Here is a 25,704-nt window from a genome sequence, read left to right on the forward strand (position 1 = left end):
AGGGACAGCTCAGCCGCTGTTACTGGCTGGCTTCCACCAGGTATTCAACCGCATTCATGACTTCTTCATCAGAAGCATTACTGCCACCACGGGGAGGCATCGCGCCCAGGCCGTTGATCACACTGCTGGCCAGATCATCCATGGATTTATCCAGGCGATCACCCCAGGCTGCTGCATCACCAATAACGGGGGCACCAGCAGCACCGCTGTCGTGACAGGCCGCACAAACGCTGGTATAGACTTCCTCACCGGATCTGGCAGGGCCGGATGCTTCTTCAACGGCGGCACCACCGCAATCCATACCCTCAAGGCAAAGTTCACCGGCAGGCTGCAAACGTTCGGCGATTTCATCAGCAGAGGCTGTTTTTGCCTGCGCCTGCAGAGCCAGCAAAGCACCCAAACCTAAAATTGCCGCTGCCGCCAGAATGCGGGTCACCTGAATTCGTTGTTTCACTCTCACCACCTCTAGTCGTCTGGTTTTTTCAGGCCAACCGGATACAGCTCGCAAGCCTTTGCCGAGCACAGCCTGTGTTTTTACTTCGTAGCTAAAAAATTGGTAGCGGAATTATACCCAAGAAAGTCAGAGTGCGTAACCACTTACACTAATACCTTAGGCAGGCAGCGACATTTAACCGCAAAAAGATTAATGAACTTTCCTGAACTCGGCCGGTGTTCTGCCCAGATAACGCCGGAAAGCGTGGGTCAGAGAGCTTTGACTGGCAAAGCCCACTTTTTCGGCAATGACGCTCATGGAGAAGCGGGTTTCGCGCAGCAGATCCTGGGCTCGTTCCAGACGCGCCTGGGTCAGATACTGGCCCGGTGTGGTTCCGGTGGCTTCACGAAAGAGGGCATGAAAATGTCCGGGACTGACACAGGCCACCTCAGCCAGACGGGTGACCGGCAGGGGTTCCGACAAATGCTGCTGAATGTAGACTTCCAGCTTGACCAGATCCAGACGACCCTTGGGGGCAGGTAAAGCCAGGGGTTGTTCAAAGAGCCGCTGGTACAGACTGCCCAGAAACACCTTTGACATGCCTTCAACAGCATCCGCTGATTCCTGCCAGAGTTTCTGTTCTTTATCCAGAAAACCCAGTAGCAAGCGCAGGCTGGAATCGGCTGTGAAATAACGCGGTCGATCAAACAACCTTTCCAGCTCTCGGGTTGCAGTATGCAGCGGAAAATCCATCACCACATGCTGGTTCTTTCCCAAACCTTCATAAAAGTGGGTTTCTCCTGAGGGCACCAGACAACCATGCATGGCATCCACACGCCCCCCATAACCGGCTATCTCAAATTCGGCACTGCCGGACAGAGCAATAACCAGCTGGTGGTAACTATGATCATGGTGCAAGCAAAGGGTCGGTAACGGAAAGCTACGTATTCGGGGTTGCATGGATATCACCTGAAGGAGGCTGTTATCTGAGTCTGGAACAAAAGCTTCTGATTTTCAATCAAGACAAAATTCCTCCGGGCAACCAAACTGCTAACCAAGGTCAAAAAACAAATACCGGAGCAATTGTCATGCCCTCTATTCACCCCCTGCATCAACAGAATACAACTGAGCACCTGAATGCCCAGCAGCTGCTCAATCCTGACCTGCAACAGGATTTGCCAGAGCTACTCAACAGCCTCAGCCAGCATTACATGGTGGATGAAGATACCTTCATGCAGGAGCTGGTCACCCTGCTCAACCATCAGCCGGAAGACTTTAAACGCCTGGCTGACCAGACTGCCGAACTGGTTCGGGAAGTGCGCAGCCAGGAGGATGCCATTGACAGCATCGATCGGCTCCTCCAGCAATATAGCCTGGATACCCAGGAAGGGGTACTGCTGATGTGTCTGGCCGAAGCCCTGCTGCGCATCCCCGACTCCCGCACGGCCGAAGACCTGATTCGTGACAAGCTCTCCATTGCCGACTGGAAACGCCACCTGGGCCAGAGCGACTCTTTGCTGGTCAACGCCTCCACCTGGGGGTTGATGCTTACTGGGCGGGTTGTGGGTGTGGACAAACGTGATAACAAGCCAGTTCCGGTTCTCAACCGCCTGGTGACCCGGCTGGGGGAGCCGGTGGTTCGCCAGGTAATGGCACAATCCATGAAGCTGATGGGGCATCAATTTGTTCTGGGCCGCACGCTTCCCGAAGCCCTGAAAAACGGCAAACCCCTGTTCAAAAAAGGCTACACCTACTCTTTTGACATGCTGGGCGAGGCCGCCAGAACAGACAAGGATGCCCTGCGCTATTTTGATGCCTACCTGGAAGCCATCGAGCTGGTGGGTCAGGCGGATACCAAAACCACTGCGGAAGCTCCGCCTCCCTCCGTGTCCATCAAGCTTTCCGCTCTGCACCCCCGTTACGAAAGGGGCAAAAGGGAACGCATTCTGACGGAGTTATCTGCACGCTTGGGCGAGTTGGTGGGACGGGCCAGAGAGCTGGATGTTGCCCTGACCCTGGATGCGGAAGAAGCCGATCGCCTGGAGCTCTCCCTGGAGGTTTTTGAAAAGGTTTACCGTCAGGAAGGCAAGGGCTGGGGCAAGCTGGGCCTGGTGGTTCAGGCTTATGCTAAACGGGCTTTACCCACCCTCCACTGGTTGACCCGTCTTGCTGCTGAGCAGGGCGATGAAATCCCTGTGCGTCTGGTCAAGGGGGCCTACTGGGATACCGAAATCAAACTGGCCCAGGTTGAAGGTTTGAGCGGTTACCCGGTCTTCACCCGCAAAGCCAATACCGACATTGCCTATCTGGCCTGTGCCCGCTACCTGCTTTCCGAAACAACCAAAGGGCGTATTTTTCCCCAGTTTGCCACTCACAATGCTCACACCCTGACCTGTCTGCTGGATATGGCGGGGGAAAGACCGATTGAATTCCAGCGCCTGCATGGCATGGGTGAAGCCCTTTACAACCAGGCTCTCAAACGCGCACCCCAGGGCACCTACTGCCGTATTTATGCTCCGGTCGGTGCGCACAAGGATCTCCTCCCCTATCTGGTGCGCCGTTTGCTGGAAAATGGGGCCAACTCGTCCTTTGTTCACCAGCTGGTTGATGAGCGGGTTCCGGTGGAAGGTCTCTGCCGCCACCCCCTGGAACAGCTGGCTAACAAAAAGAGCTATCGCAACCCCCAGATTCCTCTCCCCCTGGATATCTATGGTACTCACCGCAAAAACTCCAAAGGTATAAATTTGATGATCAACAGCCAACTTGAACCCCTGCTCGATTCCATTCACGCCTGGGACAAGCATCAATGGCAGGGGCAACCCCTGCTGGGAACCTCCCTGGCCAATGACCCGCAACTGAAACACCCGGTGGTCAGCCCTTTTGATAAAAATCAGCTTGTTGGGGAAATTCAGTGGACCAGTGAAGAGCAAGCCAAAGCCGCACTGGATGTTGCCCACCAAGCCTTCCCTGACTGGAATGCTGTACCTGTTGCTGAGCGAGCGGCCTTGCTGCGCAAGATTGGTGACAGTTTGGAAGAACACCTGCCGGAATTGATGGCCATCTGTGCTCGCGAAGGCGGCAAACAACTGGCCGACGGAGTTGCAGAAATTCGCGAAGCTGTGGATTTCTGTCGCTACTATGCTCTGCAGGCAGAAAAGCTCTTTGGTGAAACAACCGTAATGCCAGGGCCTACCGGTGAGTCCAATGAACTTTACCTGACCGGCAAAGGCGTTTTTGTCGCCATCAGCCCCTGGAACTTCCCGGTGGCCATCTTCCTGGGCCAGGTGTTGGCTGCGGCTGTTTCCGGCAACACCGTATTGGCCAAGCCTGCCGAGCAGACCTCTCTGGTTGCCTGCCGCTGCATGGAACTGATCTATGAGGCCGGTATGCCGCGCGATGTGATTCAACTCCTACCCGGTTTGGGCAAGGATATCGGCCCGGTGCTGACTTCTGACCCCCGAGTCACAGGGGTTGCCTTTACCGGCTCCACCGAAACGGCTCAGGTGATTAACCGCACCCTGGCAGCCCGTGAAAAAGCACCTCTTGCTGCTCTGGTTGCTGAAACCGGAGGCCAGAATGCCATGATCGTGGATTCCACCGCTCTACCTGAACAGGTGGTGGCCGATGTAGTTGAATCCTCTTTTACTAGCGCCGGACAAAGGTGCTCTGCTCTGCGTGTGCTATATTTACAAGAAGATATTGCTGACAAGGTGATGGACATCCTTGCCGGGGCCATGCAGGAGCTGCAGCTGGGTGACCCCCGCGACCCCGCGACGGATGTTGGCCCTGTCATTGATGAGGCTGCACGCAAGAATCTGCAAGCCCATGTGGATAAGTTTCGCCAACAGGGGCGCATCCTGGCCGAAACCCAGGTTCCCCAGGATCTGCAGGAAAAAGGGGAGTTTGTGGCACCAGTGGCCCTACAGCTGGAAAGCCTGGATGAGCTGGAAAAAGAGCAGTTTGGCCCCATCCTGCATGTTCTTCGTTACAAGTCAACGGAGCTGGATGAGGTGATCGACAGCATCAATCGCAGTGGTTATGGCCTGACTTTCGGCATCCAGAGCCGTAATGAAAGTTTTGCTGATTATATCGACAGCAAGGTGCGTGTCGGTAATGTTTATGTCAACCGCAACATGATCGGTGCGGTTGTTGGAGTCCAGCCCTTTGGCGGTATGGGGCTGTCAGGTACGGGGCCCAAGGCAGGTGGGCCTCATTACCTTTTGCGGTTTGCCACTGAACGCACCCGCACAATCAATACCGCTGCTATCGGTGGCAATGCCAGCTTGCTGGCACAATCTGACGAAGATGTCAGTGAATGATGGGGTCAACTGAATAGTTTTTACTTTTGCAGGGCAGTTTGTTTGCCACTGGACTCTTGATACCTCAACCAGTGCGCTACGCTGTCTCCAATGCGCTTGGCGCAAGCAACCTTGCTGTTAGCTATTCACGATCCTGTAAAACGCATCAAACAATAACAAGCCAATAAAGGTGACATTATGATTGAAAGCAATGCTGCGGTCGGCTGGACCTTTATCGTGTATCTCGCGGTAATCATGGGTATCGGCTGGATCGCTTACCAAAGAACGCAGGATCTTTCCGATTATATTCTGGGGGGCCGTGGTTTGGGTCCCTGGAGTTCGGCTCTTTCCGCCGGGGCATCTGATATGTCCGGCTGGTTGCTTTTGGGTCTGCCTGGTGCAGCCTTTGCTTCAGGCCTGAGTGCCAGCTGGATCGGCATCGGCCTTTTGGCCGGCACCTGGTTGAACTGGCTGTTTATGGCACCTCGCTTGCGCCTTTACAGCTTCAAGGCAAGCGACTCTCTGACTTTGCCCGAGTTTCTGGAGCAGCGCTTCCGGGATAAAACCAATATGCTGCGCGTGGTTTCAGCGCTCTTCATACTGCTGTTTTTCCTCTTTTATACCTCTTCCGGCCTGGTTGCTGGCGGCAAGCTGTTTGAAACGGTCTTTGATCTGGATTATAAAGTTGCGGTTATTCTTGGCACCCTGGCTGTCGTCTCCTACACCATGTTTGGTGGCTTTCTGGCGGTCTCCTGGACAGACCTTCTGCAGGGCTTGATGATGGCTGCAGCCCTGGCCATAGTGCCTCTTTGGGCGATGGGTGAACTGGGCGGCATCAATGCCACCTTCTCCAGCATTCGTGACCTCAACCCCAACCTTTTAACCTGGTTCAGTGATGAGACAGGCACCGCCCTGAGCTTTATCGGTATTGTCAGCTCGCTTGCCTGGGGCCTGGGTTACTTTGGTCAGCCTCACATCCTGGCCCGTTTTGCGGCTATCACTTCACATAAACGCATTCCAGCTGCCCGGCGTATTGCTGTAACCTGGACAGCCCTGGCCCTTTTGGGTGCCATGCTGACCGGTTTGATCGGTACTGTTTATCTGGATAGTGGTCTGGGTGATGGTGAAACGGTGTTCATGGTGATGGTCAACGCTCTCTTCCATCCGGTGATTGCCGGTATTCTTCTGGCAGCCATCCTGGCGGCGGTCATGTCGACAGCAGATTCCCAGTTGCTGGTGTCTTCTTCTGCACTGACCGAGGACTTTTACAAGTCCATCTTCCGCAAGGATGCCACCCAGAAGGAGCTGGTCAAAATCGGGCGTATTGCGGTGATTGTGATCGCTATTGCGGCGATGTTGCTGGCTCTGAATGAAGACAGCACCGTACTGGATCTGGTGTCCTATGCCTGGGCAGGCTTTGGTGCCACCTTTGGTCCGGTTCTGCTGCTGGCCCTTTTCTGGAAACGTTCCACTGCCCTGGGTGCCATGGCTGGTATCGTGGTCGGCGGGGTCACCGTGGTCGTCTGGGCCAATATGACCGGTGGTATCTTTGCCCTTTACGAAATTGTACCTGGCTTCATTCTGGCCGGTATCGCCATGATCGTGATGAGCCTGGTCAGTCCCGAACCCGAGCAAGAAATTCTGGATGAATTTGATGCCGTGGTTAAAGAAGCGCAGTCGTAACATTTTGCAACATTTCAGGTCAGGGACGACCGAAATGTTATGTAAACAGCATAAATATTTATTGATTCAACCTATAACAAATGAAATCTAACTAATATATGGGAGAATGCGTTTATTTATTTTGTCATAAAGAAAAAAATCAAATTTTAAATCATTTTATTACAATCCCAGCATAACCCCTCAAACCCTTCAAGAACACTCCCATCAGGCGAATACGCCATTTTTCCTGTCAGCTTAGAAACCCCTTTCCAAACAGTTGTTTGAATAAATACCCCATAAAAAACTGGAAAATGTGACCCGATACTAAGTCCGGTTATTTCATCCGGTTTTTATCTTGCCCGAGCGTAAAGCCTGGTGCTAACATAAAGCGACAAATTAACAGAGATTTAACCCTAATTAACCTGCTTGCTACCTAACTCAATAAAAATCATAGGGTTAACCTGCAGCCAAGAGAGTCAGCCGGGATGAGTCCGAACATCAACCAGGGGAATCAGTTCATTGCTTTTAGCTTCGTAGCTATAAGGCAGTGGCTGGTATTGATCTGGCTTCCAGGCTGCCTGATCCTGGTGGTTCCCCTGACTTGGGCACAGGAGCAAACCGAAGTGCCCAGCCAGTTGGTTCCCGGCGCAATACGTCCGGATGCACAACCCCAACGCATACCACCCCAGCCACCTGCCAAGGTTCTGGAAATTCCACCTCTGGTTGAACGTCCCTTTGCCGAGGATGCCGGTGAGCGGGTGGAAGTGACTCGCTTTGAATTACTGAATGCTCGCAACCTCCCGCAATATGATATTGATTTGCAGGAAGTTGCCGAACTTCTGGAAGAGGCCCGCCAGGAAAGACCCTCCGGCTTCACCATCGGTCAGCTGGAGCAGGTTGCAGACAAGGTCACCAATTACTACCGCAGCCGGGGACTGATCCTCGCCAAAGGCGTGATTCCGGTACAAACCGTTGATGACGGCGTCGTTGCCATTCAGGTGATTGAAGGCAAACTGGGGCAGGTGCTGGGTGATGGCAACCAACTCTATGCAACCTCGACCCTGGCCCGAGCTTTCAGTGACCTGCAGGGAAAGCCCGTCAGCCAGATGGAGGCTGAATCTGGCTTGTTGATTCTGACCGATTACCCCGGTCTGGCTGCTTTCGGGATGTTTCAGCCCGGCAAGGAGGTGGGTGAGGCCGACCTGCTGGTTCGCGTTCCCAATGAAGAGCGCTTCAATCTGGATTTGCGTCTCGATAATCACGGCAGTGATACCACGGGGGAATACCGCACTCGCGGCACCTTCCACTGGAACAATGTCACCGGCAATGCCGACCGTTTGACCACCACTCTGCAGCAGGGTTTTCAGCCCAACAACAACCAGTTTCTTGCGCTGGACTACCAGATTATTCTCAACCGTCTTTACCAGGCCGGAGCCAACCTCAGCCACAATACTTTTGAAGTAGGGGGCGAATTTGCTGATCTTGAAATCTCCGGCAGCTCCAGCCAAGCAGGCCTGTTTGCTGAGCGCATCTGGATCCGCAGCCGTGAGCGCAACTTTTCCACACGTCTGGAGCTGCGCCTGCGTGAAGCCATTACGGAGCGGAGTTCCGAGCCTGCCAACAGAGACCGCTTAACTGTTTTCAAGCTGGGACTCAGTTACGATTCGGTTGACACCCGCTTCAGTGGTTTGAATTACGCCGGGCTTGAACTCAACCAGGGGATCAATGATCTTTTCGGTGCCATGGGCGATACAGCCAGTTCCTATGAATTGGACAGAGGTGAACGCCCCAGCCGCCAGGCAGGAACTCGCGAGGGTGACACCCTGCCCTATGCCGAAGGCCAGTTCACCAAGATCCTGGCTTTTTATTCGCGACTCCAGAACCTGACCAGCAATTCATCCCTTTTATTTCGCACCGAAGTTCAGTATTCACCGGACCTTCTGGTGCCCATGGAACAATATGCTGTGGGGGGTGCTGACCACCTGCGCGGTTTTCCTTCTTCCTGGACCATGTATGATTCTGGAGCTCTGCTATCCTTAGAGTATATTCTGCAGGCTCCTTTCATCGGTGATATTCAGGCTTATGAGGAATGGCGCTGGCAGGATTTGCTGCAGTTCTCAATTTTTTATGATCACGCCTATGGCGAAAAGAACGACCCCTTTCCCAATGAGCCTCAAGGTTATTATCAGTTGAGCAGCGTGGGAATAGGCACCAGGTTCAACCTGCCCAACCAGCTCAGCTCAAGACTGCAGGTGGCGGTTCCGGTAACAGATGAAAGTGACCCCGATGACGAAGAAAGCACGCAAGTCTGGTTCGACATCGCCTATCATTTCTGAAGTGAGGCGCTTTGCACCCTCTGCCCTGGCCGTTGCTTTGCTGGCCCTGGGGGGAGCACCTGCGCTCGCTGGTCCGTCAGGGGGGAAAATAGTTGCAGGTGATGGTGACATCAGCAATCCCGATGGCAGCACCACCAACATCAAACAGAACTCCAGTCGGCTGGCTGTCGAATGGGACAGCTTCAATATCCAAGAGGGTGAAAAGGTTAATTTCAACCAGCCCTCCTCCAGTGCCTTTGTCCTCAACCAGATTCTGGATGCCAATGCCAGCGTGATCCGTGGGCAGATCAATGCCAACGGTAATGTGGTGCTGGTGAACCCCAACGGTCTTTACTTTGGTGATACCGCCACCCTCAATGTCGGCTCCCTGATTGCCTCCGGCCATAGCCTGTCCGTGGATGACTTCATGGACGGTTACCTGAAATTTCAGCGTGAACAGGATAAAAACGGGCGGGTCGTGAATCACGGCACCATCAATGCAGCCACCGGGGGCAGTGTGACCCTGCTGGGCAGCAGTGTGGAAAACTCCGGCGAGATTTATGCCCAGGCCGGACGCATCAACCTGGCCGTGGGTGAACGCATCACCGTGGATTTTGATGGTGACGGCCTGATGCGTTTTGCTGTGGACAAGGAGCTGCTGGACAAGGTTGAAGGTCTGGACGCCGCCATTGCCAACAGTGGCACTCTGGAAGCCAACGGCGGCAGCATCGTCATGGATGGCCGGGTGGCACAGGACATCTTCTCCCAGGTGGTCAACAATGAAGGCATCGTCAAGGCTGGACGCATCGACAACAGCGGCGGCGAGATTCGCCTGATTGGTAGCGGCGGCAGTGATAGCTCAGTCGTCAACACAGGTCAAATCGATGCTTCAGCCCAGGATGCCAACAGCGATGGTGGCCAGATCACCCTTGAAGCCAAAGACTCCACTTTACTGGTCAGTGATGACAGCCGCCTGGATGCCTCTTCAGAACACCGCCAAGGCGGGCAGATTCACCTGCTCGGTGAAAACATCGGCCTGTCCGGCACCACCAAGGTGGACGCCAGCGGTGCCACCAGTGGCGGTGAAATCCTGGTCGGCGGTGACTACCAGGGCAAAAACCCTGACATTCCCAATGCCGACAAGGTCGTGGTCACCAGCGGTGTCAACCTGAACGCTGATGCCACAGACAACGGTGATGGTGGACGCATCATCACCTGGGCCGACGACTGGACCCGCTTTTCCGGCACCCTGAGCGCCCGGGGCGGCGAAAACGGCGGTGATGGTGGCTTTGCTGAAGTTTCCGGCAAAAACAACCTGGCTTATTCGGGTAATGCTGACCTGAGAGCGCCTGAAGGCAAGACAGGGACGCTGTTGCTGGATCCTGAGGATATTAATATTACTGATGACTCTGTAACGGAAGAAGTTGGCAATGGCCTGCCTCTGAACTTTGGCGAAGACCCAGGCACCACTTACAGCATTAAAGCAAGCACCATCAACAGCCAAACAGCCGATGTCATTTTGCAAGCTACCAATAACATCACCCAAGACGCTGCAGCGGGAATCAATATTACAGATGCTGGCACTGGCATTACTCTGCAAGCAGGCAACAACATTGATATCCAGGGTGGCATTACAACCCAGGGTGGTCACATCCACCTGGAGGCGGATTCGCCTCATCACTCTGGCGACACTACCGGCTCCAATGGCGCAGGTACTCTAACTATTGCTGGAACCGGTCTCACCAGTAATGGTGGTAACATCACGCTGATAGCAGATGATTTTGCCATTAACCAGAGTGTGAATGCCGGAGCGGGCAACATCAACCTGGCCAGAACCCAGAACTCAACACTAGCACTAAGTAACAATCAGTCTCAGCTAGACGCCGCTGAATTAGGCCGACTTTCCACCTCTGGTACCTTGACACTCGGTGAAGCAGTAACGGCTGGTGGCAGCACCCTGACAACTGATGGCATCAACATTCTTGGCAATACAAACTTTTCAACCAGCAATCAAAACAACCTTGTATTGCGTTCTACAGGCAGTATTAGTTTAGAGCGTGCTTTCGGTGCTGATAATACTGCCATGAGTATTGTCACTGATGACCAGATTACCGGCTCCTCAACTTTAACGGGCAGCAGCATCCTGCTGGAAGCGGGTAGCAACATTGGCGCTTCAGCCACCCCGATCACTACAAATACCAACAACCTGATTGTCACCGGTGGTAATGAAGCCTGGATTGATAGCAAAGCAACCAGCAGTACCGACACCACTAAGGTTGCAGGTTCCGCCACCAATGGCTTTGATCTTGTTCAGAGCCAAGGCCACCTGTCGGTGGATTCTGTCACAGTCGATGGTACAACAAAAACAGGCATCACCAATTCATCATCGGTCACTCTGGAAACAACAGAAGCTTCAACTGACTTGGCCATCAATGAAGCAATAGATATCAGTGGTGCTATCAGCCTCACTGCAACGGGTGATATTGCAACCACAGCCAATGGCACTATCAGCTCAACTACAGCAGGTGACATCAGCCTGTCTGGGGCCAACCTAACCTTAGCTTCCAACTTGAGCACCACCGATGGCAATATTTCCCTCACTGGCACAGGTGCCCTCAACCTGAATGATGGCAGTATCACTGCTGTTGACGCGGATGGCAGTGTCAGCTTAATCACCCTAAATGCTGCCAGCATCAACCAGCACGCTGACCACGATGGCCTGATTGCTGATCAACTGAAAGTGGTTACTACTGCTGGCAATGCAACACTGGATGATACTGCCAATACGATTGGAACTCTTGCTGCCTCAATCACTGGCGGCAACCTCGACTTCACTAACAACTCTGATCTAACGGTGGATACAGTCGATGGTACAGATGGCATCACAGCTCAAGATGTCATCATGAATATCACCGGAGGCATGGCTCTTGACCAGGCTCTTACTGTCAACAATGGAAATATCAGCATTGAATCATCAGGTGTCCTGACCACTAACACCAACGGCAATATCACCAATAGCCACGATACAGGCACTATCACTTTAAAAGCCTCATCTTTTGAGCTGCTAGAAGGTGAAATATCCACCAACAATGGTGGATTACGTATGGAGGCAACCAGTGGCACAAATGATGTCAATGCTATCAACCAAGATGGTGGTCATGGCGGCATCACTGCTTCTTCGCTGTTGATTATCCTTGCAGGTAACGGAACCAATCGAAGCGTTAACTTAGGTAGTAGCAGCAATAGTATTGGTCGTCTGGCAGGCCGGCATGAGGACGATGCAAACAGCATTGGTGATTTCAATCTAAAAAATAATGCAGAACTCACTGTTGATACGCTTGATGCAGGTGGAACTCTTGGTAATATCAATGGGCTGGCCGCCGACAATATCACCATTGGTATCACTGGGGATAGCAACCACTTGAATGTAGATCAGGCACTGGATGCGGGTACCGGTGATCTGAAGCTCTCCACCGACACCAATGGCAATATCACCGGATCGGGCTTACTCACGGGTAGTAATGTCATTGTTGAGTCTGGAGCCGGTATCGGCACCGATACTGACAACCGCCTGACGGTTGAAGCCACCAACCTGACTTTGATTGCTGCGGGCGGCAATGTCTGGGCTGCTTCGCAAAATTCAGCCACCACCCTGGCCGGTTCAGCAACCGGGACCTTTGATCTCAATCAGGCCGGGGGTGCTCTGACCATTGGCACCACTAAAAACCTGGCAGATGCTGACGTAACAGGGGTTTCAGGTGCTGGCATTACTCTGGATGTCAGCGGGGATGGCAACCACTTGAATGTAGATCAGGCACTGGATGCGGGCACTGATGATCTAAAACTTTCTACAGGCACTAACGGCAATATCGCCGGATCGGGCTTACTCACAGGTGGTAATGTCATTGTTGAGTCTGGAGCCGGTATCGGTACCGATGACACCAACCGCCTAACGGTTGAAGCCACCAACCTGACTTTGGTATCTGGCGACACTGTCTGGGCAGCTTCTCAAGGTTCAGCAACCACCCTGGCCGGTTCAGCAACCGGGGCCTTTGATCTCACTCAGGCTGGGGGTGCTCTGACCATTGGCACCACTAAAAACCTGGCAGATGCTGACGTAACAGGGGTTTCAGGTGCTGGCATTACTCTGGATGTCAGCGGGGATGGCAACCACTTGAATGTAGATCAGGCACTGGATGCGGGCACTGATGATCTAAAACTTTCTACAGGCACTAACGGCAATATCGCCGGATCGGGCTTACTCACAGGTGGTAATGTCATTGTTGAGTCTGGAGCCGGTATCGGTACCGATGACACCAACCGCCTAACGGTTGAAGCCACCAACCTGACTTTGGTATCTGGCGACACTGTCTGGGCAGCTTCTCAAGGTTCAGCAACCACCCTGGCCGGTTCAGCAACCGGGGCCTTTGATCTCACTCAGGCTGGGGGTGCTCTGACCATTGGCACCACTAAAAACCTGGCAGATGCTGACGTAACAGGGGTTTCAGGTGCTGGCATTACTCTGGATGTCAGCGGGGATGGCAACCACTTGAATGTAGATCAGGCACTGGATGCGGGCACTGATGATCTAAAACTTTCTACAGGCACTAACGGCAATATCGCCGGATCGGGCTTACTCACAGGTGGTAATGTCATTGTTGAGTCTGGAGCCGGTATCGGTACCGATGACACCAACCGCCTAACGGTTGAAGCCACCAACCTGACTTTGGTATCTGGCGACACTGTCTGGGCAGCTTCTCAAGGTTCAGCGACCACCCTGGCCGGTTCAGCAACCGGGGCTTTTGATCTCACCCAGGCTGGGGGTGCCTTAACACTTGGAACAACTGACAAACTGGACGCGTCTACGATCAGTGGTGTAACGGCAACCGGTATTACTCTGGATATCAGCGGGGATGGCAACCACTTGAATGTAGATCAGGCACTGGATGCGGGCACCGGTGAACTGAAGCTCTCCACCGATACCAATGGCAATATCACTGGACCTGGTTTGCTCACTGGCGACAGCATCATTGCAGAAGCCGGGGCTGACTTGGGCACCTCTTCTCAGCGACTAATGGTTAAAGCCAACAAGTTGCAACTAACTGGTACTGATGGACAAAATGCCTGGCTGGATACAGAAAGCAGTGGAACAGATCCCGTCACTTTGACTGCCAATATGAACGGCAGCAGCCTTGATATCCTTCATCAGGACAGTGACCTACAAGTTAATACGCTGGCTGATGCCGCCACCCTGAATCTGGAAAATAACAACAACCTACTGTTGACAACTAATATCACCACAACTGGTAACCAGACTTATACCGGTGGCGTCACCCTGGCTGCGGATAATCTGACACTAACCGCTAAAAACGCGGATCCAACACTGCAAACCATTACGTTCAAAGACTCTCTTCAATCAGCAACCGGCGAAACCTACGCTTTGACTTTGGATGCCCATGCTACTTTTGAGTCAACAGTCAGTGACCTGGGTGATCTCGTTATCCAAGGCGATCTAACCACCAGCACAGACACGCTTTCATTAAGTTCACTGGATGTCACCGGCACCTCCAGTCTGGCAGGCAACATCACCACCACCGGAACTCAAACTTATCAAGGTGCTGTCACCCTGGCCGCGGATAATCTGACACTAACCGCTAAAAACGCGGATCCAACACTGCAAACCATTACGTTCAAAGACTCTCTTCAATCAGCAACCGGCGAAACCTACGCTTTGACTTTGGATGCCCATGCTACTTTTGAGTCAACAGTCAGTGACCTGGGTGATCTCGTTATCCAAGGCGATCTAACCACCAGCACAGACACGCTTTCATTAAGTTCACTGGATGTCACCGGCACCTCCAGTCTGGCAGGCAACATCACCACCACCGGAACTCAAACTTATCAAGGTGCTGTCACCCTGGCCGCGGATAATCTGACACTAACCGCTAAAAACGCGGATCCAACACTGCAAACCATTACGTTCAAAGACTCTCTTCAATCAGCAACCGGCGAAACCTACGCTTTGACTTTGGATGCCCATGCTACTTTTGAGTCAACAGTCAGTGACCTGGGTGATCTCGTTATCCAAGGCGATCTAACCACCAGCACAGACACGCTTTCATTAAGTTCACTGGATGTCACCGGCACCTCCAGTCTGGCAGGCAACATCACCACCACCGGAACTCAAACTTATGGTGGTGATGTCACCCTGGCCGGTGGTGCAAGCACTACTCATACTCTCACATCAGGCACTCAAGTCAGCCTTGGGGCAGTCTCAACAACAAACAGTGAAAGCCTGCAGATAACTGGCAATGCTGTTTTTAACGGTAATATTACAGGCCTCACCGATTTATCAGTAAGCGGAACCACTGCCCTTCATGCAGCAAGTGTTACCACTTCAGGCTACCAAACCTATTCAGACACCCTGACACTGCACGCTGACGGTGACACAACACTGACTGCGGGTGATAACCAGAATCTGAGCTTTGCGGCCATCAACACAGTGGACACCACCACAACACGCAACCTGATACTGGCAACAGGGACTGCTGGGGATGCCAACTCGGGAACCTGGGGTGATATTTCCTTTGGTGGTGAGTTGAGTGATTTAACCGATCTGGCACTGCAAAGAGCCGAGAATGTTGATTTTAATGGCACGGGCACTACGACCCTGGCTGGCTCCCTATCTCAGGATGCTGGTACCGGAACCACACATTTTAAAGGCGATATCACAGCCAACAGTATTAGCCTGCAAACAGCTACAGTCCAATTGGCTGACAATAAAACCCTGGCTGTCACAGATAACAGCAACATTGAAATTTTTGCTGACAACCTGACTTTTGGAGCTGGTTCGACACTCAATGCCGGCGCCGGACAGGTCACGCTTGCTCCTTTGACAAAGTCCAATAGCCTACTGGTTTGCTCAGGTGCCTCCTGTACAGGAACTTTTGATTCCACCTACAATCTGGGCAGTTTGGCTGTAACAGCAGACAGCATCAAAATAGGTCGCTCAACCCACGCAGGTGACATCACTCTTAATGAGTTGACCACTGGTTTTAGTGTTGATCTGGAAAATGCAGGCACTCATCAAATCTCTGTTGCGGGAAATTACAGCGGCAAGGATCTGACTCTGAACTCCAATGGAGGTGCCATCAGCCTTGGTGCTGATATCACCACCACCGGTGATCAGACCTATACCGGATCGGTCACTCTGGCTGGCACCAGCACCACCCACACACTAACCGCTAAAAATGGTGCGGGTGACCTTCAGGCCATTGCCTTTAACGGCACGGTTGATTCCCAGGCTTCTGAAGCCAACGGCCTGACCCTGATTGGCAATGTCGCTTTCAGTGGGAATGTCGGTACAGCAACCGATGGGGTCTTGGGGGCTCTGGCTGTCAATGACAGCGGCTCCTTGACACTGGAAAATGGTTTCAATATTCAAGCAGCCTCTCTTGGTGCCACCGGCACAGCCAGTCTCGGCGGTGATGTCACCACCACCGGAGATCAGACCTACAGCGGCCAGGTCACGCTCACCGGCAGCAGTGTCACTCGCACACTGGCTGCTGATGCCGGTCAGCTTATTTCGATGGACGGTGGACTTGCCGGTGGTAATAACAGCCTAACAGTGCAGAATGCCAACTGGGAGCTGGGAGGCGAGGCTACAGGCCTGACCAACCTGATTGCTGCAGGTACGGCCACTCTTAACGCCAACATCACTTCATCAGGTTCTCAGGATTATCAGGATCTGGTTCTCAATGCCAATCTAGAAGCGGGTTCACTGGTGGTGAACGGCACCACCAGTCTGGGCGGTGATGTCACCACCACCGGTGATCAGACCTATACCGGATCGGTCACTCTGGCTGGCACCAGCACCACCCACACACTAACCGCTAAAAATGGTGCGGGTGACCTTCAGGCCATTGCCTTTAACGGCACGGTTGATTCCCAGGCTTCTGAAGCCAACGGCCTGACCCTGATTGGCAATGTCGCTTTCAGTGGGAATGTCGGTACAGCAACCGATGGGGTCTTGGGGGCTCTGGCTGTCAATGACAGCGGCTCCTTGACACTGGAAAATGGTTTCAATATTCAAGCAGCCTCTCTTGGTGCCACCGGCACAGCCAGTCTCGGCGGTGATGTCACCACCACCGGAGATCAGACCTACAGCGGCCAGGTCACGCTCACCGGCAGCAGTGTCACTCGCACACTGGCTGCTGATGCCGGTCAGCTTATTTCGATGGACGGTGGACTTGCCGGTGGTAATAACAGCCTAACAGTGCAGAATGCCAACTGGGAGCTGGGAGGCGAGGCTACAGGCCTGACCAACCTGATTGCTGCAGGTACGGCCACTCTTAACGCCAACATCACTTCATCAGGTTCTCAGGATTATCAGGATCTGGTTCTCAATGCCAATCTAGAAGCGGGTTCACTGGTGGTGAACGGCACCACCAGTCTGGGCGGTGATGTCACCACCACCGGTGATCAGACCTATACCGGATCGGTCACTCTGGCTGGCACCAGCACCACCCACACACTAACCGCTAAAAATGGTGCGGGTGACCTTCAGGCCATTGCCTTTAACGGCACGGTTGATTCCCAGGCTTCTGAAGCCAACGGCCTGACCCTGATTGGCAATGTCGCTTTCAGTGGGAATGTCGGTACAGCAACCGATGGGGTCTTGGGGGCTCTGGCTGTCAATGACAGCGGCTCCTTGACACTGGAAAATGGTTTCAATATTCAAGCAGCCTCTCTTGGTGCCACCGGCACAGCCAGTCTCGGCGGTGATGTCACCACCACCGGAGATCAGACCTACAGCGGCCAGGTCACGCTCACCGGCAGCAGTGTCACTCGCACACTGGCTGCTGATGCCGGTCAGCTTATTTCGATGGACGGTGGACTTGCCGGTGGTAATAACAGCCTAACAGTGCAGAATGCCAACTGGGAGCTGGGAGGCGAGGCTACAGGCCTGACCAACCTGATTGCTGCAGGTACGGCCACTCTTAACGCCAACATCACTTCATCAGGTTCTCAGGATTATCAGGATCTGGTTCTCAATGCCAATCTAGAAGCGGGTTCACTGGTGGTGAACGGCACCACCAGTCTGGGCGGTGATGTCACCACCACCGGTGATCAGACCTATACCGGATCGGTCACTCTGGCTGGCACCAGCACCACCCACACACTAACCGCTAAAAATGGTGCGGGTGACCTTCAGGCCATTGCCTTTAACGGCACGGTTGATTCCCAGGCTTCTGAAGCCAACGGCCTGACCCTGATTGGCAATGTCGCTTTCAGTGGGAATGTCGGTACAGCAACCGATGGGGTCTTGGGGGCTCTGGCTGTCAATGACAGCGGCTCCTTGACACTGGAAAATGGTTTCAATATTCAAGCAGCCTCTCTTGGTGCCACCGGCACAGCCAGTCTCGGCGGTGATGTCACCACCACCGGAGATCAGACCTACAGCGGCCAGGTCACGCTCACCGGCAGCAGTGTCACTCGCACACTGGCTGCTGATGCCGGTCAGCTTATTTCGATGGACGGTGGACTTGCCGGTGGTAATAACAGCCTAACAGTGCAGAATGCCAACTGGGAGCTGGGAGGCGAGGCTACAGGCCTGACCAACCTGATTGCTGCAGGTACGGCCACTCTTAACGCCAACATCACTTCATCAGGTTCTCAGGATTATCAGGATCTGGTTCTCAATGCCAATCTAGAAGCGGGTTCACTGGTGGTGAACGGCACCACCAGTCTGGGCGGTGATGTCACCACCACCGGTGATCAGACCTATACCGGATCGGTCACTCTGGCTGGCACCAGCACCACCCACACACTAACCGCTAAAAATGGTGCGGGTGACCTTCAGGCCATTGCCTTTAACGGCACGGTTGATTCCCAGGCTTCTGAAGCCAACGGCCTGACCCTGATTGGCAATGTCGCTTTCAGTGGGAATGTCGGTACAGCAACCGATGGGGTCTTGGGGGCTCTGGCTGTCAATGACAGCGGCTCCTTGACACTGGAAAATGGTTTCAATATTCAAGCGGCCTCTCTTGGTGCCACCGGCACAGCCAGTCTCGGCGGTGATGTCACCACCACGGGTGATCAAACTTACATTGACACCATTACACTCTCAAATGGTACCCGCACTCTCACGACGACCAGTAGCGGCACAATTACGTTGGGCAACACCAGTGGAACAGATACAGGTCTTTCGGTCACCTCGGATGATGGGTTCATTCTCTCGGATAATCAGCACATCAATCTGGGCGGTGGTGATTTTACTTTAAATGCGGCAGGAGCCGCTGAGTTCAAACAGGGCAGCCAGATCACCGCCGGGGATATCAGCCTGACTGCTGCATCCCTGACGTTTGAAAACAGCACTCAGCTCAAGGCCGATAGCACGGATGCCAGCAAGGGTAATGTTCAGTTATTCACTGATACCTTCTCCATGGCTACCTCCACTGCCAGTCTGGCTGTCAATGCTTCCGGCACAGCCTCCCTGGCAGCTCAGGACAATGGCAAACATATTTATGTCGGTTTTGACTTTTCCAACCTGAATGCTGCCGAGGTCAATGCCGGTGCGGTTTATACTCTGACACCTAACATCACGATCAACGCCAGCGAGGTGCAGATCGGCGGCAGCAGTCACAGTGCTGATATCACCCTGAATAAATTACAAAACCTGCCTTTTGATCTGGGTGTAGTGACCGGTGACACCCATACCATTAACCTGATTGATGGCTACGACAGCACCGGCAAGCTGACTCTAAATGCCGGAACCAGCAGTGTCGTCAGCAGCGGCAATATCACGGTCGGGGGTGATCTGCTGGTGGAGTCTAACCTGCGGATGCACACAGCCGATGCCAAAATTTCCAGCAGCAATGGCAACCAGACGTTTAATGGCACCCTCACCGCCAGTGATGGGGCAGGTACACCCACTTATTACGCTCTGGATCTGATCGCTGAAAACGGCACTATCAACCTGAACGATGACCTCACCGCCTTGCGGGTGTTTGCCAAGGCTAATGAAGCAATACTGGCTGATAATAAAACTGTATCGGCCCAGGGCGGTGATGGCGATACAGCTCAGGACCGTTATGCCATTGCTGCCCTGACCGACACCCTGACCCTGGGTGCAGGCAGCTCCTTGACCACAAACGGTGATGGCAGTGTCTTGCTGTCTTCCCTGACTTCAAGCAACCACCTGCTTGTCCATGATGGCAGTGATACAGCCCATTCGCTGAGTGGTAATGTTTCCGTATTCAATCTAGGGTCTGCAAACCTCACTGCCGATCAGGTACTGATCGGGCAAGACAGTCATCAGGGTGATTTGCAGATCAATGCCCTGAATTTGGGTTATGGCCTGACCTTCAATTCCGGCTCAGGTGCGATCAAGCTGAATGGCAATGTCACCACCAACGGCAGCCAGACTTATCAGGGCAGCATCACGCTTCTGGATAATGCTGTTCTGGACGCCCAAGGTACGGACAGCAGTATTGCACTCAACCGTGTTGATGGTAATGATCACAATCTGACTCTGGATATGACGGGGGACTTTGCCCTCGCAGACTCTCAGCACATCAATCTGGGCAGCGGTGATTTTACACTGTCGGCTGACGGAGATGCTGAGTTCAAACAGGATAGCCAGATCACCGCCGGGGATATCAGCCTGACTACTGCATCTCTGGCGTTTGCAACCGGCACGGCACTGAATGCTGATGGTTCTACAGGCAATGTAACTCTGGCAACCAACTCTTTCACTGCGGCCGGAACCCTGGCTGTTAATGCGGGAACCACCTCCGGCACGGCTTCTCTGACAGCTCAGGATACCAGCAAGCGCATCTATGTTGGCTTTGATACCTCAGGGGCGGATGCAGCGGATGCTGTTTACACCCTGACATCGGACATCGACATTCAAGCCAGTGACGTACGGATCGGCCAGGCCAGCCATGCTGCGGACATCTTACTGCACCAACTGCACGGCCCGACTTTTGATCTGAGTGCTGTGACGGGGGATGGCAACACCATCACATTGGAAGGCGGTTACACCAGCACCGGCAAGCTGACTCTAAATGCCGGAACCGGCAGTGTCGTCAGCACAGGCAACATCAGTGTTGAAAACGATCTGCTGGTGGAGTCCAATTTAGCCATGCAAACTGCTGATGCCAAAATTTCCAGCAGCAATGGCAACCAGACGTTTAATGGCACCCTCACCGCCAGTGATGGGGCAGGTACACCCACTTATTACGCTCTGGATCTGATCGCTGAAAACGGCACTATCAACCTGAACGATGACCTCACCGCCTTGCGGGTGTTTGCCAAGGCTAATGAAGCAATACTGGCTGATAATAAAACTGTATCGGCCCAGGGCGGTGATGGCGATACAGCTCAGGACCGTTATGCCATTACTGCCCTGACCGACACCCTGACCCTGGGTGCAGGCAGCTCCTTGACCACAAACGGTGATGGCAGTGTCTTGCTGTCTTCCCTGACTTCAAGCAACCACCTGCTTGTCCATGATGGCAGTGATACAGCCCATTCGCTGAGTGGTAATGTTTCCGTATTCAATCTAGGGTCTGCAAACCTCACTGCCGATCAGGTACTGATCGGGCAAGACAGTCATCAGGGTGATTTGCAGATCAATGCCCTGAATTTGGGTTATGGCCTGACCTTCAATTCCGGCTCAGGTGCGATCAAGCTGAATGGCAATGTCACCACCAACGGCAGCCAGACTTATCAGGGCAGCATCACGCTTCTGGATAATGCTGTTCTGGACGCCCAAGGTACGGACAGCAGTATTGCACTCAACCGTGTTGATGGTAATGATCACAATCTGACTCTGGATATGACGGGGGACTTTGCCCTCGCAGACTCTCAGCACATCAATCTGGGCAGCGGTGATTTTACACTGTCGGCTGACGGAGATGCTGAGTTCAAACAGGATAGCCAGATCACCGCCGGGGATATCAGCCTGACTACTGCATCTCTGGCGTTTGCAACCGGCACGGCACTGAATGCTGATGGTTCTACAGGCAATGTAACTCTGGCAACCAACTCTTTCACTGCGGCCGGAACCCTGGCTGTTAATGCGGGAACCACCTCCGGCACGGCTTCTCTGACAGCTCAGGATACCAGCAAGCGCATCTATGTTGGCTTTGATACCTCAGGGGCGGATGCAGCGGATGCTGTTTACACCCTGACATCGGACATCGACATTCAAGCCAGTGACGTACGGATCGGCCAGGCCAGCCATGCTGCGGACATCTTACTGCACCAACTGCACGGCCCGACTTTTGATCTGAGTGCTGTGACGGGGGATGGCAACACCATCACATTGGAAGGCGGTTACACCAGCACCGGCAAGCTGACTCTAAATGCCGGAACCGGCAGTGTCGTCAGCACAGGCAACATCAGTGTTGAAAACGATCTGCTGGTGGAGTCCAATTTAGCCATGCAAACTGCTGATGCCAAAATTTCCAGCAGCAATGGCAACCAGACGTTTAATGGCACCCTCACCGCCAGTGATGGGGCAGGTACACCCACTTATTACGCTCTGGATCTGATCGCTGAAAACGGCACTATCAACCTGAACGATGACCTCACCGCCTTGCGGGTGTTTGCCAAGGCTAATGAAGCAATACTGGCTGATAATAAAACTGTATCGGCCCAGGGCGGTGATGGCGATACAGCTCAGGACCGTTATGCCATTACTGCCCTGACCGACACCCTGACCCTGGGTGCAGGCAGCTCCTTGACCACAAACGGTGATGGCAGTGTCTTGCTGTCTTCCCTGACTTCAAGCAACCACCTGCTTGTCCATGATGGCAGTGATACAGCCCATTCGCTGAGTGGTAATGTTTCCGTATTCAATCTAGGGTCTGCAAACCTCACTGCCGATCAGGTACTGATCGGGCAAGACAGTCATCAGGGTGATTTGCAGATCAATGCCCTGAATTTGGGTTATGGCCTGACCTTCAATTCCGGCTCAGGTGCGATCAAGCTGAATGGCAATGTCACCACCAACGGCAGCCAGACTTATCAGGGCAGCATCACGCTTCTGGATAATGCTGTTCTGGACGCCCAAGGTACGGACAGCAGTATTGCACTCAACCGTGTTGATGGTAATGATCACAATCTGACTCTGGATATGACGGGGGACTTTGCCCTCGCAGACTCTCAGCACATCAATCTGGGCAGCGGTGATTTTACACTGTCGGCTGACGGAGATGCTGAGTTCAAACAGGATAGCCAGATCACCGCCGGGGATATCAGCCTGACTACTGCATCTCTGGCGTTTGCAACCGGCACGGCACTGAATGCTGATGGTTCTACAGGCAATGTAACTCTGGCAACCAACTCTTTCACTGCGGCCGGAACCCTGGCTGTTAATGCGGGAACCACCTCCGGCACGGCTTCTCTGACAGCTCAGGATACCAGCAAGCGCATCTATGTTGGCTTTGATACCTCAGGGGCGGATGCAGCGGATGCTGTTTACACCCTGACATCGGACATCGACATTCAAGCCAGTGACGTACGGATCGGCCAGGCCAGCCATGCTGCGGACATCTTACTGCACCAACTGCACGGCCCGACTTTTGATCTGAGTGCTGTGACGGGGGATGGCAACACCATCACATTGGAAGGCGGTTACACCAGCACCGGCAAGCTGACTCTAAATGCCGGAACCGGCAGTGTCGTCAGCACAGGCAACATCAGTGTTGAAAACGATCTGCTGGTGGAGTCCAATTTAGCCATGCAAACTGCTGATGCCAAAATTTCCAGCAGCAATGGCAACCAGACGTTTAATGGCACCCTCACCGCCAGTGATGGGGCAGCCACCTATTACGCTCTGGATCTAAATACCACTTCTGGCTCCATAGTGCTAAATGATGCAATAAAAGCAACCCACTTCAAGGCAACCGCTAACAATAACCTGGAAATTGGTACTCAGGGTTCAGCTGATTTTTCCGACTCAATCGAATCGATTTATTTGGAAGCTAACACCCTTGATATAAATGGCAACCTTTATACTAAACAAGACTTAACCCTCTATGAACACAGTGGCTTTGAAACATCAAGCAACCGCACTTTAGCCAGTGATAATGGCACACTAACCCTTCAAGTTGGCACGGGCACTGCAACCGGTGTCACTCTGAACCTAAATAATTTGAGTTTAGAAGCCACCAACATTTTGCTGAAAGGCAGCGGTTATGAATATCTACAGGGCCTAACCAATTCTTCCAATACTTGGCAGGTAACAGGCAGCTATAGTGGCACCGTATCTAATTCAGCTTTCACTCTCGGAGGTGGTGGTAATACTGCAACCTTCTCTGACTTTGCTCATCTGAATGGTGGAGATACTACAGACTCCTACACTGTCACTAACACCTACAACGGTAACATCAATGCCGGCGCAGGGGACGATTCCATTGAACTTCAGGGCAGTGGAAAAGTGAATGGCTTAGTAGATGGGGGCGCAGATAACGACACCTACGATGTTTCAGGTACCAGCAGCTCCACTACTCTGACATTGGATTCCGGGTTCACCAACATTGAAACTCTTGTGGGTAACGGTGATACTTTACAGGGTTCAGCTTCTTCGGCTACCCAATGGGATCTGACATCTGCAACTGGCGGTACAATCAACTCATATAGCTTCAATGGATTTACTCGTTTGATCAGTGGCAGCAACACCAATACCTTCACTTCTGATGGTAGCTATCAGGGTGAGCTCCAGATGAATGGCTTTAATTCCACCTGGGATTACACCGCCGGGAAAATGCTGACTCAGGGACGGGTAACGGGCAGTGGCTCTCTGACCATATCATCACCTGCTGCTGGCAACACCCTGACTCTGGGCAGCAGTGACCTCGTTCTTCCTGACCTTAGCGCTCACAACGGCATTCTGGTAATTGGTGGTGAATTGAGTCCGGCCAGTCTGCCTTTAAATGGCAATACTGATACCACCGTCAATACCAACCGCCTGATAATCAATGATGCAGTCGATGTGGGTAGCGATCTGATCTTTCTGGCCAGTGATATTGAGCTGAACAGTGACATCACCAGCCAGCAAAGTGTCAGCTTCATTTCAGTAGGCGACCGCAGCAACACCAGCAACAGTCTGACCGGGCTGGGCGATCTGGTTGTTAATGGCCAACGCACCGTTACTGCTGACAGCGGCCGGATCATCGCTGCCAGCGGTATAGTCAATTCGGACAACCTTGTTCTTGATTTTAATGGTGGAGATTTTGAACTGGCGGTCAGCGCAGAACGTCAGGACACTTCTCAACCCAGTCAGGCTTCCACAGCACGGGGTGTGGAATTGTCTACTAATACCGAGGCCTTTATCACCAATAGCCTGGGCCTGGAATTGGTCAGTGTTTCCGTCAATTTTGCCAATCCGGCCGCGGCGGTTCTTGGGGTGCGTGCCATTGAGGTTATTGACCTGGCCTTGTTTGAGGAGGACCTCACCCTCTTTGGCCGTCTGGGTGAGGGGGTTGCTCTGGACTTTGCCCAGTGCGAAGAAGTTGAAGGCTGTACGCCCAATGTGACCATGGAAGAGCTCGAAGTGACTCTGGATCAACTAGGCATGCGTATCCAGCAGTTGGAAGCAGAACTGGAGACCACCGATGACCCTGAGCGTCGTCGCCAGCTTGAAGAGCTATTGGCTGACTATCGCTCTCAACAGGAAGAGTTCATGGCATACCGCGATGATCTTCAGGATTTCACAGGCTTTGAAGATCAGCTTGCCGATGAACTGGGTGGTGAAGATGAAATTGACATGGAAGCCATAGAACGCGAAGTGGCCATTATCGAAACCATCTATACTCGGGTGCAATTCCTGGAAAGCCTGCAATTCAATGAAGAACGCCGGGAGATGTTTGCCCAGCGCACGGGCATGGATTTGACTGAAGAGCGCCTGGAGCAAATTATCGAAAGCACCATGAAAGCAGCCGCCAGGACAGAGGCTCTGATCGAAAGAATGCTGGATGGAGAATAA

6 protein-coding genes are annotated in these 25,704 nt (G+C 53.1%); 4 read left to right on the top strand and 2 right to left on the bottom strand.

Going from position 1 to position 25,704, the window contains the following annotated elements:
• Positions 1 to 19 precede the first annotated feature (19 nt).
• A complete protein-coding gene (locus LG323_RS08710; RefSeq protein ID WP_404414958.1) occupies positions 20 to 454 on the bottom strand; it encodes a c-type cytochrome in 435 nt (144 codons plus the stop codon).
• A 189-nt stretch (positions 455 to 643) separates the two neighbouring features.
• Complete coding sequence (locus tag LG323_RS08715; RefSeq protein WP_404414960.1) at positions 644 to 1,393, bottom strand: helix-turn-helix domain-containing protein; 750 nt, start codon at positions 1,391 to 1,393, stop codon at positions 644 to 646.
• 128 nt (positions 1,394 to 1,521) lie between these two features.
• On the opposite strand from LG323_RS08715, the gene putA reads away from it, so the two are divergent.
• The 4 genes from putA (at position 1,522) to LG323_RS08735 (ending at position 25,704) form a co-directional block, all read left to right on the top strand.
• Entirely contained in the window at positions 1,522 to 4,752 is a 3,231-nt protein-coding gene (gene putA, locus LG323_RS08720; RefSeq protein WP_404414963.1) for a bifunctional proline dehydrogenase/L-glutamate gamma-semialdehyde dehydrogenase PutA, read from the top strand.
• 177 nt (positions 4,753 to 4,929) lie between these two features.
• Positions 4,930 to 6,414 (top strand): sodium/proline symporter PutP, encoded by a 1,485-nt coding sequence (putP, locus tag LG323_RS08725; RefSeq protein WP_404414967.1) that lies wholly within the window; start codon positions 4,930 to 4,932, stop codon positions 6,412 to 6,414.
• Positions 6,415 to 6,878: 464 nt separating this feature from the next.
• Positions 6,879 to 8,729 carry a ShlB/FhaC/HecB family hemolysin secretion/activation protein gene (locus tag LG323_RS08730; RefSeq protein ID WP_404414970.1) on the top strand — a complete coding sequence of 617 codons (1,851 nt, stop codon included), beginning with the start codon at positions 6,879 to 6,881 and terminating at the stop codon, positions 8,727 to 8,729.
• Complete coding sequence (locus tag LG323_RS08735) at positions 8,680 to 25,704, top strand: filamentous hemagglutinin N-terminal domain-containing protein (protein ID WP_404414972.1); 17,025 nt, start codon at positions 8,680 to 8,682, stop codon at positions 25,702 to 25,704. The genes LG323_RS08730 and LG323_RS08735 overlap by 50 nt, the downstream gene beginning before the upstream one ends.

It is taken from the genome of Marinospirillum sp. (assembly GCF_044810985.1).
Lineage (GTDB): Bacteria > Pseudomonadota > Gammaproteobacteria > Pseudomonadales > Halomonadaceae > Marinospirillum.

Excerpts from the sequence above, each read along its gene's own strand:
- LG323_RS08730 (WP_404414970.1), top strand. The coding sequence starts at position 6,879 with ATGAGTCCGAACATCAACCAGGGGAATCAGTTCATTGCTTTTAGCTTC.
- putA (WP_404414963.1), top strand. The coding sequence starts at position 1,522 with ATGCCCTCTATTCACCCCCTGCATCAACAGAATACAACTGAGCACCTG.
- putP (WP_404414967.1), top strand. The coding sequence starts at position 4,930 with ATGATTGAAAGCAATGCTGCGGTCGGCTGGACCTTTATCGTGTATCTC.
- LG323_RS08735 (WP_404414972.1), top strand. The coding sequence starts at position 8,680 with ATGACGAAGAAAGCACGCAAGTCTGGTTCGACATCGCCTATCATTTCT.
- LG323_RS08715 (WP_404414960.1), bottom strand. The coding sequence starts at position 1,393 with ATGCAACCCCGAATACGTAGCTTTCCGTTACCGACCCTTTGCTTGCAC.